This window comes from Ureibacillus manganicus DSM 26584, from assembly GCF_000772945.1.
GTDB lineage: Bacteria > Bacillota > Bacilli > Bacillales_A > Planococcaceae > Ureibacillus > Ureibacillus manganicus.
In genome coordinates, this window is sequence record NZ_JPVN01000002.1 from 73,256 (window position 1) to 89,717 (window position 16,462).

Below are 16,462 nucleotides of genomic sequence, written 5' to 3' on the forward strand. Positions count from 1 at the left end.
CTCTTACCTATTATTCAGTTGTCATATACTCAATACAAGTTCATTCTTTAGGATGAAATCTTGTAGAGTTAGGAAGAATGCCATCACTACTGTGCGGTCAGTCAGTAATGATTCTACTCTCACCTCCCTTATTTTCGAGGAAATATATTTAGAGGGTTTTTTATGTAGCCCGAAAGCTAATTTGACTACTAATACTAAAAGGGTCATAAAACGTGGTTGATCATAAAAAATTATTTACATTTTGAATACACTAAAGATTAACTCATTTTTGTTATGTTTCTTACCAAGTGAACAATTATTTTTAATGTTAGGGCTTAATTTACATTCTGTTTTGTATGGATTTAGTTGTGCTATCCTTCATTTCCTTCAACATTTACATCAGACATTACCTTATTGGTAATACATTTTCTGTATGCGGTAATTCAAAATCGCTTAAAATTTCCTTCGAGCCAATCGATTTTTCATTAGCAGCCGATTGATTTTCCCCAAAATCAAAAGTTGCTGTTGTTTCTGCTACATGAGCACCTTCACTAAGAACCTTTTCACTGGAACCTTTATTTCCAGGAGTTTTTAGTACGTAGAATCGGACATCATCAATCAATACCTCGGTTGAATACACTCTATTATTTTCCTTATTCGTATAAGATCTTGTTTGTAATCTGCCATTCACACCTACAAGTGATCCCTTTCCGCAATACGCAGCGATTCGTTCTGCAAGTTTTCCCCATGCACTACATAGAACGAAATCTGCTTCTACCGTACCTTCGTTATTACGGTAGTTCCTATTGATAGCCAGTGTAAAGCTAGTTAGTATTCGACCTTCTGATAACTTTTTTAACATTGGATCTTTTGTTATTCGACCTACTAGTCCGACTTGATTCATTATTAGCACCTCCTTTCGATACTATCTTACTTTGTGAGATGCAATATTAGCAAAACGCGAAAAATCACATATGGCTTAATATTTACATTTAAATATTGTTTTTATAAAGGGATAGATTTACTGAGAATTGGGGAGATTGTGATGATATATAAGGTTGTGTTCGTTTATTTTAAACATCCAAATAAAAAGTTTGGCAATTTTCTATGTTATACTTAATTTATCTATTTTTTGAAGGGAGAATGCGCAATGAAGACATTTAAAATGCTCTCTTTTGATCTAATTAAAGAAGATGGTAAGCTAAACTTTCCTTTAATCGATGGCATTGTCATTAATCAAGAAAATAGTCATAAATCATGGGTTTTAGAGCTATTTATTTCAAAAGAACATATAAAAACCTTTCATCAATTACATAATTCCGGAGAAGTATTTGACGTACATGTTGTTATTTCTTTCCCTGATAATGAACCTGCACCATTTTCTGTTGTGGTGAACGAAATTCGTGAAATTCGGGGAAATTACTCAGTCTTGCTAAAAGGGGCTGTAAAACAATTAAGAAAAAAATATGCAGAACAACTTCTAAAGTTATTGCTTGAAGAAAATTTGCCTAAAGAAGAACTGATTACTCGTTTTGAACAAGGTATGAGAGAACGACCAAAGTTGAAGGAAATTTAAACTAGAAAGTAAATAATAAAGAAAGTTGCAGGTCTATACCACGACTTAACATTTCATAAAGAAAATCAGAAACGCGTTCTAGAGCCCTCTAGAAAATGCGTTTCTGATTTTTGTCCTGTCTTCGTGCTATTCAAATGATGGCATAACTAATGGTTATTTGTTGTCATCTACTATACGCTCGTCGTTATTATTGATAACTCCAGAATTACCATTTTGGCCAGCACCGTTACTATTTTGTACCCCATCGCTAGTAGTTGTTCCGTCCATACCATTACCACCGTTGACAGTACCGTTTAGACCGTTATTTGTAGTTCCTTCTAGCCCGCCGTTGTTAACTTCTGGGGTCATCCCATTGTTATCATTAACAGTGCCGTTGTTGTTGTTGTCCAACAAACCGTCGTTGTTGTTGTTGCCATTGTTGTCTAACAAACCGTCATTATTGTTGTTCCCATCAAGAACATCATTAACGCCGTTCTCGACATCATTTGCTCCCTCTCGGACATCCTCTCCAAGATCGTTTGCTGCATTATCTGCAGTATTACACCCCACTAATAGAGCTGATCCTAAGATAAATGCGTACAATGGCTTTTTCATATAAAAAAGCTCCCTCCTCTCAAGTCAATCTAATTTACATCACACACTTCTGATGTGACTGTTCATAGATTGCCCGGTAAGAGTGGGAACTATCCTTGACTATTTTAATGCAACTTTCCAGTTTTTTTAAATTAGTTAAACAATAAAGGCTTTAACATTCTGATTACATTGAGTATGAAAGCCATTACTCTATAGTTAAGGCTTTTATTGATTTAACTGATTTTTTAACAACTGTTCTATATAGGCAGCTTCTGCTTTACAACTATAAGTATAATCAGTTCCAAGTTGTTTTTGCATTTCATCAATTGATTCAATTTGCTTTTCCGTTGGTTCTTCGTTTAGAATTTTTGCAATTACTTCATCAATTTTTTGCGCAATTTCTTCATGGAATTGTGAGTTTGTTAAAATTTCATTAGGTATTTTTTCATACCAAGCAGCGTTTTCAGTAAAATATTCTTGCCAGTTTTTTATAAAATCTTCCATGGAAAATTTATCTTCATCCCAGCCTATACTTGCTAAATATGCTTCAAACGATTTCGAGATCGAACGCGTAATACTGATTTTTACGCCAGAAGACAAATCTTTATACATTATTTTATAACCTCCTACGTTTAAAAAAGCAAATTTTGACCGGATTTTCCTAGCCTTTAATAATTCACTCTTTCTATTGTATCTTTTATAAAATTTGATTTCAATTAATTCATCTGTTTTCTAATATAAGAAGCCACATAGGAGAACATCAAATTTAGTCGCTAATTATTTTGGTTGTGCTGGTCCGATAGCAAATAATATGTCAGCTTCACAAACTAACTCTCCATCTACTGTAGCAATAGCATGACCTTTTCCCATTTGCCCTCTCATTCTGACAAATTCAACTTCTAATCTTAATTGGTCACCAGGAACAACTTGACGTTTAAAACGCGCGTTATCAATTCCTGTTAAAAAAGCTAGTCTACCTTTAAATTGCTCTGATTTAAGTAATGCTACTCCACCTACTTGAGCTAGTGCTTCTATAATTAATACACCAGGCATTACTGGATAACCAGGGAAATGTCCATTGAAAAAGTCTTCATTTATGGAAACATTTTTCAGACCAACTGCTCGCTTCCCTTCTTCAACTTCAATAATGCGGTCCACTAATAAGAATGGATAACGGTGTGGTAAAATTTCTTGAATTTGATCAGCATGTAACATTATATATCCTCCTATTTTCAATTAATATGTATTAGTTTTTGTATATAAATAAACAAACTAAATATTTCCACTTAATTTATCATATCATAAAATTCAACATATTTTTCCTTTGATGGATAACTTTCCATATTTTTACGACTTACATAACAAATGAGTACAAAGATAGTATGTCTCTAAAGTAGCTTTTATAGAAGAAAAAAGTGGGAAGAATATGTTTCAAAAATAAATGCAAAAAAGCATTTATTATGAATGCATTATTCTATCCCATTAATGATGTCTAACATATGTTGCCATGTAGCCCAGTTTAAAGCATCCATTGGATTTCCGTCGCCGATTACACCATAACCAATCATTAGACCAAGTATTGCAACAAAAAGAAGTACAGTAAAGAAAATTATTACTTTAATACTTGTTGCAAGAAGTCTAGATAAGAAAATCTCTTTTGTTGTTTGTGGTTGTTTTACTTCATTCTTTTTCTTTTGTTCTTCTTTTCGCATACGTCTTCGACTAGTTTTCTTTAGCCCTGATGTATCTTCGTTTGAGTTTGGTCTCTCACTTATTAATTCGTTCGTCATTTATTTGTACTCCTTTAAAATCACATAACACATGGTATCAGGAGTTGATACCATGTGAAGTTAGTTTTTTATTATTATTAACGATTTCTTTATCTACTAAACATACTAGATTTAATAGTACTTTAAATTATCTAATGCCATTTATCAGTCCAAGCATTTGATCTGCTAAAGTAATAGCACGAGATTGAAATTGATAAGATCTTTGGGCTGTAATAAGATTTGTCATTTCTTTAGAGATGTCTACATTGGACTGTTCTAGTGCGCCATTTCGAATCCCTATTTCAGAACGAGCCGGGCCCTGTAAGTTGATTAATATTACTTCTTCTAACTCAGCAAAGTTTTCCGGAATTCCAATATATGTATCTGAAATATGTTCCATTGCTTGTGGTTTTTGAAGTTCAGTAATACCAAGTTCAACGGAAAGTGTCTCGCCATTTGGGTAATTAACACCTAGAATTCCATCTTCAGTTAAGCTGAAATTACTAAAATCTGATGGGAATAAAATTGCATTACCAGTTGAATCAGCAACAGCATACCCATCACCATTCACTAGCATAACTTGGCCATTTTCAACAGGGGAAACATAGAAGTTACCTTGTCTTGAATAGGCAACGTTTACTTCATTTTCACCATTTGGCCTTAATATATTAAAATATTGCTTTTCTTTTGTAAGTGCAATATCTAAGTCACGATCAGTCTGTTGAATGTTCCCTTGTGAATGAATTGTTTGTATTTGGCTAATCCTCGCACCAACACCATATCGAATACCAGCTGGTGATTGTCGTTGTGCAGAGTCTAATTTATCGTTATTAAACTGTTGGTATAAAAGCTCTGAAAACTTTGCTTCTTTTGCTTTATAACCAGCTGTGGTACTGTTTGAAAGATTATTACTTATTGTGTCAATTTGTTGTTGCAACTGATTAAGAGTGTTTGTCGCTGTAATCATTGTACGAAGCATGTCAAAACTCCTCCATTCATTCGGATTAGATTAATACAAAAAGTTGCACATACAGAACCTGAATTTTTGTATTAGACTCGTCCAATTTCATTTACTGCTTTTTCCATGCTTTTATCATAAGCTTGAAGTACTTTTTGGTTTGCTTCAAAGGCACGATATGCTGTCAGTAAATCTGTCATAGATTTTGCTGAGTCCACATTGGATCCTTCCAAAAAGTTTTGTTTAAACCCGAATGTAACGCCTTCTTGGTTAAAAGCAGATGCTAAATTCGTACCGTCTACTGTTTGAAATAAGCCGTTATCTTGTTTAACTAAAAGAGCAGGATTTAGTGAAAATGATACTCCTAATGTTGCTACTTCAACGTCATCCACAGATACCGTTCCATCTCCTGAAACAACAAAATTATCATTTGGCACAATAATACGTTCCCCAGTATCTGATAGAACATAATAACCATTTCCATTAACAAGATAACCTTCTGGATCTAATGTGAAGTTCCCGTTACGAGTATAGGCCTCTCCACCATCTGGATGCTCTAATCTAAAGAAGATTGCGCCACTATTTCCTGATTCTTCATCTATAGGGAATAATCCATCGATTAGAGCAATATCTGTCGTCTTATTCGTTTCTATTAATGACCCTTGCGCATGATTTGCAAGTGTTTCTTGTAAGTATATACCCGTGTTTACAGCGCCGATTTCTTGTATAAATGGAGCGTTGATTTTCTTATCTACTGGTATATTTGTATTTCCAACTGCAGATAGTAACATATCTGGGAACGAGCGAATCGTTGACTGATCAGCTTTAAATCCAGGTGTGTTTGCATTTGCCATATTATTAGTAATTATTTCTGTTTTTCTTTGTTGAGCGATCATTCCTGTTGCTACAGTATAAAGTCCTTTAAACAATGCGATTCACCTCTTTTTAATACTTAGATGATGCTGCCTTATCGATATTATTTAACATCATTCCAGTACCAATTGCTACGCAATCAATAGGGTTTTCTGCAATAAACACCGGTACTTTTAACTCATCTATAAGTAACTGATCCATGCCGTGAAGTAATGCTCCGCCACCTGTTATAATAATTCCTCGATCGATAATATCTGCTGATAATTCTGGTGGTGTTCTTTCCAAAACATTTTTCGCTGCCTGTACAATCATATAAACAGATTCATGAAGTGCTTTTTCAACTTCATTAGAGTGAATGGTAATTGTACGAGGTAATCCAGAAACTAGATCACGTCCACGAATTTCCATCTCGTCATTACGTCCGCCTGAAAATACTGTACCAATGTTAATTTTTATTTGTTCTGCAGTACGTTCTCCGATTAACAACTTATACTGTTTCTTTATGTATTGTAATATATCGTTATCAAAGACGTCTCCAGCTACTTTTATTGATTCGCTTGTTACGATATCACCCATTGATAGAACTGCAACATCTGTTGTACCGCCACCTATATCAATGACCATATTTCCACTTGGTTGAAAAATATCCATACCTGCACCAATTGCAGCTACTTTTGGTTCTTCTTCTAAATAGACTTTCTTACCGCCTGATTTTTCGGCAGCTTCACGTATTGCTTTTTGTTCCACGCTAGTAATATTTGTTGGACAGCAAATTAGGATGCGTGGTTTAGATAAAAAGCCTTTAACGTTCAGTTTTGATAAAAAGTGTTTTAACATAGCCTCTGTGACATCAAAGTCAGCAATTACGCCATCTCTCATTGGACGAATGGCTACAATATTACCCGGAGTACGCCCTACCATTTGTCTTGCTTCTTCACCTACAGCAAGTACACGGTTTGTATTCTTGTCAATTGCTACAACAGATGGCTCGTTTAAAACGACTCCTTTTCCTCTCACATAGATTAGGACATTTGCAGTTCCTAAATCGATACCAATATCTTTGGAAAACATCTATGAAATATCTCCTTCCCGCCATTTCCAACATTTTTGTAACATTTTTCTAACATTTCTATATCATTATCTAGAATATTTTATCATATTCAAATTATAAATACATCTTTAATTTAGTGCATAGTAGTCTAACATATGGTATTATGCATTTATTTATGAAAAAAAGCATTTAGTTGGCCTTTGTGATAAGCCAAACTAAATGCTTTTTCATTGATTTTGTCGGGACTGCCACTTCTGGCGTGTAGCTTCGCCCCCTCGCAAATGACGAATTGATTTATGGTAAGCTAATACTTCTTTTACTTCATTAGCAAGTGTTTCATTTACAAGATATAATCTTTCCGTCAAGTCTTTATGAACAGTGCTTTTAGAATAGCCTGTCATTTTTGCAAGAACGCGGACCGTTTCACCAGTTTCAAGGAGCAGTTCACCTAGTCGAACGCAGCGATGTCGAATGTGCTCGTGCACGTTCTCTTCCTTTCTATCGGATATAAGAATGTGCCGTTTTGCTAACGATAAGCGTAAATTTGACGTGTTCATATTGCGATCATTTCATAGACGTTTGCAACTAGCGATTTTAACGTTTATTCACAATATGATAATTCGACTGCATTCAGAACATCATTAGGTAAATAGTCTATGCCTTGTTGTGTTTGCTTGTGCGAGGCACCAATACAATTCTAATAGGAAGAATTGCTTGAGTGCCCGGCTCTGCCACTATACTATTTCATTTCGGAATTCTCCGAATTGAAGGAGTACCTAGTACCCAGTGTGTGACATTAGAAAGCAAGGAAGTTTCTTGGGTTTACGTGTTCACCATCTTGCAACACTTCAAAGAATAAATGAACTCCTGCGTTTGGATTGTAGGAATTTTCCATTGTCGTTGCAAGTGATTGTCCTTGAACAACCTTGTCGCCTTCTTTAACAAGGATGTCCGTTACAGAACTATAACGTGTTTCCATTCCGTTTGGATGTGTAATGATAATTTGATTACCTGTAAATGCATCCAATTTCACTTTTGTGACTTCACCACTCATTGCTGCTCTTACTTCGAATGGTTCGCTGTTCATTGAAATTGACACACCTGAAGATGTTGAGAATGTTTGATTAAATACTAATAATGCTTTTTCTCTTGTAGCTTCATCAGCACTTAAATCATAGAAATCCTGAAGTATTGCCACTTGATCTTTTTTAGTTTCATCGAATGGATACTTCACTGTCTCAACTTGAGCGTTAGTTTCTATTACTGTTTCCTCATTATTAGTTTGATTTTGCACAGTAACATTTTGCTCGTCTTCATTATTGCCAATTAATGCGTTATAACTAAAAATTAGACCGATTAGCGCAACGGCAATAGCAGCATATACAGTTGGCCAAAACCAAGGTTTATTTTGTAAACCGTCTTTTTTGTTAGTTGGAGAAGGAATTTTAGATTTGTTATCTTCTCTCATGTTCATCACCTCTAAAAGCAGTGTGAACAGTTTATTCCATTTTTAATCATAAATTTTCCAAATTTATTTCCACAAACAACTTTTTTTCTCAATTTTTGTATTTTTGTAATAGTGATTAAGGATTTGATGTGCTGTTGAACCCTGTTTTGCCATTGCATCTGCACCGTATTGACTCATACCAACACCATGTCCAAAACCTTCTGTTGTCACAATAATCGTTTCTCCACTTACATCAATATTAAAGTCAGTTGAACGCAAATCTAATAATGTACGAAACTCGCGTCCTGTCCAAACTTTATTTTGTAATGAAACTGTATCTACCCTCCCCGTATTATTTCTAGTCAGTTTTAGCTGATCCACCTGTTTAAGTGTCCAATTAACACCTAGTCTTTCATTCCATTCATTGATAGTAAACGTTTTTGTCACTTCATAATTTGTTGCATATTGGAAATCTGTACTTGCAACAGGTTGTAAATATGGTAAGTCATTTCCGCTGTAGTTTTTTGCACTTTCTGTCATACCGTTACTCATTGAATGGAACATAGCCGTGATCAACTCATCATTGTAAACAATTACTTCGCCTTCTGTATTTTTCACTGCTTCTCGTATTTTTTGTTCATTTTCTAAATAAGCACTTTGCCAATTGTTTTGACGTACTGTTTGATCGTAGTAAACTTGTCTAGCTACTGTAGGCTCTATTTCACTTTCTCCATAATTCGTCGTCTGTAACACATACGTTCTTGCAGCAATAGCTTGGGCTTTTAATGCCTCTGGGTGGAAATTGGCAGGCATTTCTGCAGCCACTACCCCTACCACGTATTCTTCAAGTGAAATTGGTGCATCTGCATCCGCAACTTTAATAGTAATTTCACATACTTTTTCACTGCTAGGTATTTCTACAGTAGTTGACGTTTGAACGGGTGATCGAAACAATAATGGCATAATAAATAATACAAGGATAAAAGCACCTATTAGTATGAATGGAATCCATTTACTCATATAGTTTATATTTTTCATACTACTATTCATATGTATGAAGTTAGCAATTTAGTAGTAACAAAAGGTAAGAAAAAACGACAACTAGCTTTTTTGAGCAAATTGTCGTTTTTCACTGGATTTTATTAAATTATCGTTCAGTTGTGGGATATTAAAAATTCAGTATCTCAGTAATTATTTCGAATTATTTCCAAAAAAAATTTATAAGAAAATTACTTTTAACTGTACATAATTATATATTGGTTTACATACTTTAAAAATAGGAATCAAGGATTAGACTAATTGATTTAAAGTTGAATGATTCGTATTGATTTCCTTTTTAAGTTGATCATCGTTAACACGTTCAATGTTAGCGCCTAATGATTTAAGTTTTTCATGGAAATTCACATAACCACGATCTAAATGATGTAAATTTGTAACTCGAGTAATACCTTCTGAAACTAATCCAGCCAAGATTAAAGCAGCCGTAGCCCTTAAATCTGTACCTGCAACCTCAGCACCTTGAAGTTTTGTTGGACCATCAATAAACACAGTTCTTCCTTCAATTTTAATCTCCGCGTTCATACGACGGAATTCCTCAACATGCATAAAGCGATTTTCAAATACTGTTTCTGTAATGATACTTGCGCCATTGGCTGTTAGCAATAATGCCATCATTTGCGCTTGCATATCAGTTGGGAAACCAGGGTGAGGCATCGTTTTAATATCTATCGCTTTTAGTGGGTCTATTGCACGTACACGAACACCATTGTCTTCTTCAATTATTTCAACACCCATTTCACGAAGTTTTGCAATTAAAGCTGACATGTGTTCTGGAACTGCATTTTCTATCAATACATCGCCACGTGTAATCGCCGCTGCAACCATAAACGTTCCAGACTCAATTCGGTCTGGAATTACATGATGAGTTGTTCCATGTAGTTCTTCCACACCTTCAATCCGAATTGTGTCTGTTCCAGCACCTTTTACACGTCCACCCATACTATTGATAAAATTCGCTAAATCAACAATTTCTGGTTCTTTAGCCGCATTTTCGATAATTGTTGTACCTCTAGCAAGTGCTGCTGCAGACATAATATTTTCTGTTGCCCCTACACTTGGGAAATCCAAATAAATATCTGCGCCTTTTAATCGATCTTCAACAATTGCTTCAACATAGCCATGGCCAAAAGTTATTTTTGCTCCCATAGCCTCGAAGCCTTTTAAATGTAGTTCTATTGGTCGTGAACCAATTGCACACCCACCTGGAAGTGCAACTCTAGCATAGCCATTACGTCCTAATAATGAACCCATTACTAAAATCGAAGCACGCATTTTACTAACAAACTCAAATTGAGCTTCACTATTTAATGTATTTGTAGCATTTATATTAATTTCATTTTTATCTACGTCATATTGTACATCCACATTTAAACTTTTAAGTACTTCGTTGATAATGTGAACATCTGCTAAATTTGGAACATCCTTTATTGTTGTACGATCTTTGGATGCTAATAAAGATGCCGTAAGGATTGGCAACACTGCATTCTTTGCACCTTCTACTTTTACGGACCCTCTTAATTTTTGGCCTCCCGTAACAATAATTTTCTCCACAATTCGTCCCTCCGAATTCAATTGTCCGTAACTACTAATCTAATTTCTAGTATTAATCTATTTAAAAATAACTAACAATCAATATGTTACAGTTTTTAAGCTATATAAACAAGCTCTCAACTAACTATTTTACGTTATTTTTAAATATTAATCTACAATTTATATTACGCAAAACAATACACTTTGGTGAATTTTCAGATGCTTTTACCAATAATACAAATAATGTTAATTTGTGGTTCAACAAAATTCGGAAAATTTCCCAGGGAATATCGACTTTTTATGTATTATGACGACAAACAAGTCGTCTTATTTTACATTTCCATATATATATAGAAATAAAACATCAGATTTGTTTCATTTATTATTGAAAGTTATCATTTTTGTTACAAGGTTAAAAAAGTAATAGTTTATGTTTTTATGCTATTTTTATTGAATTTATTGCAATAATTAAGACATTTTACATATTTGAGGACTAGTAAAACATAGTTTTAATTCTCTATTATTAATTATGTAAATATGTATGGTAATTGCTTTGACCAATTAGATATATCAAGAATAAAGTTAGATACGCTTGAACCTATTGCAATACTTAATAGTATATAAATAAGCTGTATTTGGATAGTACGACCTTTCTTGAACAATTGATCTAATCGAAACGCTTGTAAAGCATAGAATGTAATCCCAATAAAAAATATATGAGAAAAAATACTAATCCCAGCTTGGATTCCTAATGAACTGTATATTTCCATAGAGTATTTCCTCCTGATTTTTTTACTTGCGAATTTATTATATTTATCTGCGTTAGTAAGATGGTTATTTGCGAATCCAGGTGTCTTATTTGCGTTGGAATATAATATTTGCGATTTCATAATACTTATTTGCGATAGTAAGTGAATATTTGCGAATTCCAGAACGATATTTGTGAATTCAAGCAAGATATTTGCGAGATCTCGTTTACTTGTGAATTCAGATTGTTTAGTTGCGATATTTAAGTAAATATTTGCGTTTTCTCGTTTTTACTTGCAATTTAAGACTATTTACTTGCGGGTTAATTTTAACGTTCTATTTTACGTTGATTAACCTGCTCAATAATGTAAATTCTTCCGCAAAATCTCAAGCAATTCAACTCAACAGCACTCATTCTTCGAAAGAATACCTTAAATCGAAAAAACTTACTAACAAAAAAGCGGACAGGCTGTCTGTCCGCTTCTTACTTTTTTATTACATATTACCCTCATGAACGTTGATACGATTGATGGCACGTTTTAACGCTAATTCAGCACGTTGGAAATCGACTTCATCCTTTTTTGCTTTCAAACGTTCTTCGGCACGAGCTTTTGCTTCTTGAGCACGAGCTACATCGATTGAAGAAGCTAGTTCAGCAGAAGGAGCTAAAATCGAGATTTTATCAGGACGTACTTCGATGAAACCACCGCTTACCGCTACAAAATCACTTTTGCCGCTTGCGTTTTTTAATTGAACCCCGCCAATTGTTAACGGAGCAACTAAAGGAATGTGGCCAGGAAGAACCCCAATTTCCCCCGAAACTGTTTTAGCAATGACCATTGCAACTTCAGAATCGTATACTGGGCCGTCGGGAGTGACAATATTGACTTGTACTGTCTTCATATTTTTTCCTCCTCGTCCCTAATATTATACCTCTACGCCCATAGCTTTTGCTTTTTCAACAACTTCTTCAATGCTACCAACTAAACGGAATGCATCTTCTGGTAAGTGATCATATTTACCTTCAAGAATTTCCTTGAAGCTACGTACAGTATCTTTTACTTGTACGAATGAACCCTTTTGACCAGTAAATTGTTCCGCAACGTGGAAGTTTTGAGATAAGAAGAATTGAATACGACGAGCACGTTCAACTGTTTTCTTATCGTCATCAGATAACTCATCCATACCTAAGATAGCGATGATATCTTGTAATTCACGGTAACGTTGTAATGTAGATTGTACACCACGAGCTACTGAATAGTGTTCTTCGCCAACGATTTCAGGTGATAATGCACGAGAAGTTGATGCTAGTGGATCCACCGCAGGGTAGATACCCATCTCAGACAATTTACGCTCTAAGTTAGTTGTTGCATCTAAGTGAGCAAAAGTTGTTGCTGGTGCTGGGTCAGTATAGTCATCGGCTGGTACGTAGATCGCTTGGATCGATGTAACAGAACCTTTGTTTGTAGATGTGATACGTTCTTGTAAGTTACCCATTTCTGTAGCAAGAGTTGGTTGGTAACCAACGGCAGAAGGCATACGACCTAATAACGCTGATACCTCAGAACCTGCTTGAGTGAAACGGAAGATGTTATCGATGAATAAAAGAACGTCTTGACCTTGTTCATCACGGAAGAATTCAGCCATTGTTAAACCAGTTAAGGCAACACGCATACGTGCACCAGGTGGCTCGTTCATTTGACCGAATACCATTGATGTTTTGCTAATAACGCCTGAGTCACTCATTTCGTGGAATAAGTCGTTACCCTCACGAGTACGTTCACCTACACCAGCGAATACGGAGATACCACCGTGTCCTTGAGCGATGTTGTTGATTAACTCTTGAATTAATACAGTTTTACCTACACCGGCACCACCGAATAAACCTACTTTACCACCTTTAATGTATGGGGCTAATAGGTCTACTACTTTAATACCTGTTTCAAGGATTTGTACTTCTGTAGTTAATTCTTCATATTTTGGAGCTTCGCGGTGAATTGGATCACGGCGAGCTGCTGTTGGAATTTCTTCACCAAGGTCAATGATTTCACCTAGTACGTTGAATACACGTCCTAAAGTTACGTCACCAACTGGTACAGAAATTGGATTTCCTAAATCAGTAACTTCTGCTCCACGTTTTAAACCGTCAGTAGATGACATGGCAATTGTGCGGACAGAGTCGTCACCTAAATGAATAGCTACTTCTAACGTTAAAGTTACAGCTTCTTCGTTTGGACGTTCAATCTTAACTGTTAACGCGTTATAGATTGCTGGTAATTGGCCGTTGCTGAATTTTACGTCAACAACTGGACCCATTACTTGGCTAACGTGTCCTATGTTCATTTCTGTGTGCCCTCCTATCGAGTTTGGTAATTTAGCGAAATCTATGTAATGAATATAAAGTAATTCGATTAAGTTTCGCTTTCACCTTATACGGACATTGGGAAGCGAGCCTATTCTAAGGCTGCCGCTCCACCAACAATTTCTGTAATTTCTTGTGTAATCGCCGCTTGACGCGCACGGTTATATAAAAGATCTAATGATTTAATTAATTCGTCTGCATTGTCTGTTGCAGCTTTCATCGCTGTCATACGAGCAGCATGTTCACTTGCTTTACCATCTAAAATTGCACCGAAAACTAAGCTTTCTGCATATTGTGGTAATAACACTTCTAAAATTGCCTCCGCACTTGGATCGAATTCATAAGAAGCAGTTACCCCTTCAGAAGCTGGTGCTAAATCAGTAATTGGTAACACCTTTTTCTCAGTAACTTCTTGTTGAATAACACTGATATAGTGGTTGTAGTACATATACAATTCATCGAATGTACCTTCAGCGAACATACCAACAGCTTTACGAGCGATTGCTTTTACGTCTGAGAATGAAGGTTGGTCAGGAAGTCCTACTACACTGTCAACAACGTTGTAATCACGTTTTGCAAAGTAATCTTTACCTACACGACCAATCGCTAAAATGACATACTCATCTTTTGACTTATGACGTTGATTTAACGTATTAACTAATCCACGAATAACACTTGAGTTATATGCCCCTGCTAAACCACGGTCAGAAGTAATAATGATATAGCCCGTTTTCTTTACAGGACGTGATACTAACATTGGATGTGAAGCATCAGTTGTACCTGAAGCAATTGCAGCTACAACATCTTGTACTTTCTCCATGTAAGGAACATAACTTTTCGCATTTTGCTCTGCACGTGCTTTCTTAGAAGCAGAAACCATTTGCATCGCTTTTGTCATTGCTTTTGTTTTCTTCGTAGAGTTAATACGATTTTTGACCTCACGTAAACTTGCCACCGGTATTTCACCACCTTTTCGTTTTTATTCACATTGACTTACGACTGGAATTATTCTGATTTTGCAAAAGTCTTTTTGAATTCGTTAAGAGCAGTTGCCATTTCTTGATCAGATGGAAGTTCTTTTGTCGTACGGATATGATCTAAAACGTTTGTGTGGTTAACATCTAACCAGCTGTATAATTCAGCTTCAAAACGAGTGATATCTTGTACTGGAATATCATCTAAGAAACCTTTTGTTAATGCATAAAGAATTGTTACTTGCTTTTCAACTTTAATTGGTTTGTTTAGATCTTGTTTAAGAACTTCAACCGTACGTTTACCACGTTCAAGTTTTGCAAGAGTTTGTTTATCTAAATCTGAACCGAATTGAGCGAACGCTTCAAGTTCACGGTAAGCAGCTAAGTCAAGACGTAGTGTACCAGCAACTTTTTTCATCGCTTTAATTTGAGCAGATCCACCAACACGTGATACAGATAATCCCGCGTTAATCGCTGGACGTACACCTGAGTGGAATAAGTCAGATTGTAAGAAGATTTGTCCATCAGTGATTGAGATTACGTTAGTTGGGATGTATGCAGAGATATCCCCAGCTTGTGTCTCAACGAATGGAAGAGCTGTAATCGAACCATTTTTGTATGTTTCGTTTAATTTTGCAGCACGTTCTAATAAACGACTGTGTAAGTAGAATACGTCACCTGGGTAAGCTTCACGACCTGGAGGACGACGTAATAATAATGAAAGCTCACGGTAAGCTGCTGCTTGTTTAGATAAATCATCGTATACGATTAATACGTGTTTACCTTGTAACATGAACTCTTCAGCCATAGATACACCAGCATAAGGTGCTAAGTATAATAATGGAGCTGGTTGAGATGCAGATGCAGTTACAACGATTGAGTAATCTAGAGCACCGTGTTTACGTAGTGTTTCAACTACGCCACGAACTGTAGATTCTTTTTGACCAATAGCAACGTAGATACAAATCATATCTTGGTCTGCTTGGTTAAGGATTGTATCGATTGCGATCGAAGTTTTACCAACTTGACGGTCACCGATGATTAACTCACGTTGACCACGTCCGATTGGAACAAGTGCGTCAATCGCTTTAATACCTGTTTGTAATGGTTCATGTACTGATTTACGAGCCATAACTCCGAAAGCTGGGCTTTCGATAGGACGAGTTTTTGTAGTATTGATAGGACCTTGTCCATCCACTGGTTGACCTAGTGGGTTTACTACACGACCAATTAGTTCTTCACCAACTGGAACTTCCATAATACGACCTGTACGACGAACTTCATCGCCTTCTTTGATGCCTAGGTAATTACCTAGAATAATGATACCAACGTTACCATCTTCTAAGTTTTGAGCCATACCCATAACACCATTTGAGAACTCAAGTAGCTCTCCAGCCATGACGTTGTCGAGGCCATGAGCACGAGCGATACCGTCACCAACAGTGATTACCGTACCAACTTCGCTTACTTCTAATTCAGATTGATAATTTTCAATCTGCTTTTTTATCAGCACGCTGATTTCTTCAGCCTTGATGCCCATGAATGTCACCTCTCACATTTCTTT

At 35.8% G+C, this 16,462-nt stretch carries 18 protein-coding genes; 1 reads left to right on the forward strand and 17 read right to left on the reverse strand.

Annotation, left to right across the window (positions count from 1 at the left end; all coding sequences use genetic code 11):
• Positions 1 to 385: 385 nt before the first annotated feature.
• Positions 386 to 883, reverse strand: coding sequence for a single-stranded DNA-binding protein (locus tag CD29_RS19870; protein ID WP_081976112.1), 498 nt, complete (start codon positions 881 to 883; stop codon positions 386 to 388).
• Positions 884 to 1,129: 246 nt separating this feature from the next.
• On the opposite strand from CD29_RS19870, the gene CD29_RS01890 reads away from it, so the two are divergent.
• Entirely contained in the window at positions 1,130 to 1,555 is a 426-nt protein-coding gene (locus tag CD29_RS01890; protein WP_036182261.1) for a YwpF family protein, read from the forward strand.
• 153 nt (positions 1,556 to 1,708) lie between these two features.
• Here CD29_RS01890 and CD29_RS01895 read toward each other — a convergent pair whose 3' ends face one another.
• From CD29_RS01895 to atpA, 16 genes are all read right to left on the reverse strand, one after another.
• Positions 1,709 to 2,149, reverse strand: coding sequence for a hypothetical protein (locus CD29_RS01895; RefSeq protein ID WP_036182263.1), 441 nt, complete (start codon positions 2,147 to 2,149; stop codon positions 1,709 to 1,711).
• A 204-nt stretch (positions 2,150 to 2,353) separates the two neighbouring features.
• Positions 2,354 to 2,740, reverse strand: a complete 387-nt coding sequence (locus tag CD29_RS01900) for a hypothetical protein (protein ID WP_036182265.1) — start codon at positions 2,738 to 2,740, stop codon at positions 2,354 to 2,356.
• Positions 2,741 to 2,905: 165 nt separating this feature from the next.
• Positions 2,906 to 3,343 carry a 3-hydroxyacyl-ACP dehydratase FabZ gene (gene fabZ / locus CD29_RS01905; RefSeq protein ID WP_036182267.1) on the reverse strand — a complete coding sequence of 146 codons (438 nt, stop codon included), beginning with the start codon at positions 3,341 to 3,343 and terminating at the stop codon, positions 2,906 to 2,908.
• A gap of 254 nt (positions 3,344 to 3,597) precedes the next feature.
• Positions 3,598 to 3,918: a DNA-directed RNA polymerase subunit beta gene (locus CD29_RS01910; RefSeq protein ID WP_036182269.1), complete on the reverse strand. Its 321-nt coding sequence runs from the start codon at positions 3,916 to 3,918 to the stop codon at positions 3,598 to 3,600.
• A gap of 127 nt (positions 3,919 to 4,045) precedes the next feature.
• Complete coding sequence (locus CD29_RS01915) at positions 4,046 to 4,876, reverse strand: flagellar hook-basal body protein (RefSeq protein ID WP_036182271.1); 831 nt, start codon at positions 4,874 to 4,876, stop codon at positions 4,046 to 4,048.
• 71 nt (positions 4,877 to 4,947) lie between these two features.
• A complete protein-coding gene (locus tag CD29_RS01920; protein ID WP_036182273.1) occupies positions 4,948 to 5,784 on the reverse strand; it encodes a flagellar hook-basal body protein in 837 nt (278 codons plus the stop codon).
• 16 nt (positions 5,785 to 5,800) lie between these two features.
• On the reverse strand, positions 5,801 to 6,799 hold the full coding sequence (gene mreB, locus CD29_RS01925) for a rod shape-determining protein (protein ID WP_036182276.1): 999 nt from the start codon (positions 6,797 to 6,799) through the stop codon (positions 5,801 to 5,803).
• A gap of 207 nt (positions 6,800 to 7,006) precedes the next feature.
• Positions 7,007 to 7,264: a sporulation transcriptional regulator SpoIIID gene (locus CD29_RS01930; RefSeq protein WP_036182278.1), complete on the reverse strand. Its 258-nt coding sequence runs from the start codon at positions 7,262 to 7,264 to the stop codon at positions 7,007 to 7,009.
• 311 nt (positions 7,265 to 7,575) lie between these two features.
• Complete coding sequence (locus tag CD29_RS01935; protein WP_036182282.1) at positions 7,576 to 8,247, reverse strand: M23 family metallopeptidase; 672 nt, start codon at positions 8,245 to 8,247, stop codon at positions 7,576 to 7,578.
• Between the two features lie 63 nt (positions 8,248 to 8,310).
• Entirely contained in the window at positions 8,311 to 9,246 is a 936-nt protein-coding gene (spoIID, locus tag CD29_RS01940) for a stage II sporulation protein D (RefSeq protein ID WP_036182574.1), read from the reverse strand.
• 270 nt (positions 9,247 to 9,516) lie between these two features.
• The gene (gene murA, locus CD29_RS01945) at positions 9,517 to 10,836 is read right to left on the reverse strand and encodes a UDP-N-acetylglucosamine 1-carboxyvinyltransferase (RefSeq protein ID WP_036182284.1); all 1,320 of its coding nucleotides are present in this window, start codon (positions 10,834 to 10,836) and stop codon (positions 9,517 to 9,519) included.
• A gap of 506 nt (positions 10,837 to 11,342) precedes the next feature.
• The gene (locus tag CD29_RS01950) at positions 11,343 to 11,585 is read right to left on the reverse strand and encodes a DUF1146 family protein (protein ID WP_036182286.1); all 243 of its coding nucleotides are present in this window, start codon (positions 11,583 to 11,585) and stop codon (positions 11,343 to 11,345) included.
• A 472-nt stretch (positions 11,586 to 12,057) separates the two neighbouring features.
• On the reverse strand, positions 12,058 to 12,465 hold the full coding sequence (locus tag CD29_RS01955; protein ID WP_036182289.1) for a F0F1 ATP synthase subunit epsilon: 408 nt from the start codon (positions 12,463 to 12,465) through the stop codon (positions 12,058 to 12,060).
• 24 nt (positions 12,466 to 12,489) lie between these two features.
• On the reverse strand, positions 12,490 to 13,905 hold the full coding sequence (gene atpD / locus CD29_RS01960) for a F0F1 ATP synthase subunit beta (RefSeq protein WP_036182291.1): 1,416 nt from the start codon (positions 13,903 to 13,905) through the stop codon (positions 12,490 to 12,492).
• A 110-nt stretch (positions 13,906 to 14,015) separates the two neighbouring features.
• Positions 14,016 to 14,879: an ATP synthase F1 subunit gamma gene (gene atpG / locus CD29_RS01965; protein ID WP_036182293.1), complete on the reverse strand. Its 864-nt coding sequence runs from the start codon at positions 14,877 to 14,879 to the stop codon at positions 14,016 to 14,018.
• 50 nt (positions 14,880 to 14,929) lie between these two features.
• Complete coding sequence (gene atpA, locus CD29_RS01970; RefSeq protein ID WP_036182295.1) at positions 14,930 to 16,438, reverse strand: F0F1 ATP synthase subunit alpha; 1,509 nt, start codon at positions 16,436 to 16,438, stop codon at positions 14,930 to 14,932.
• Positions 16,439 to 16,462 lie beyond the last annotated feature (24 nt).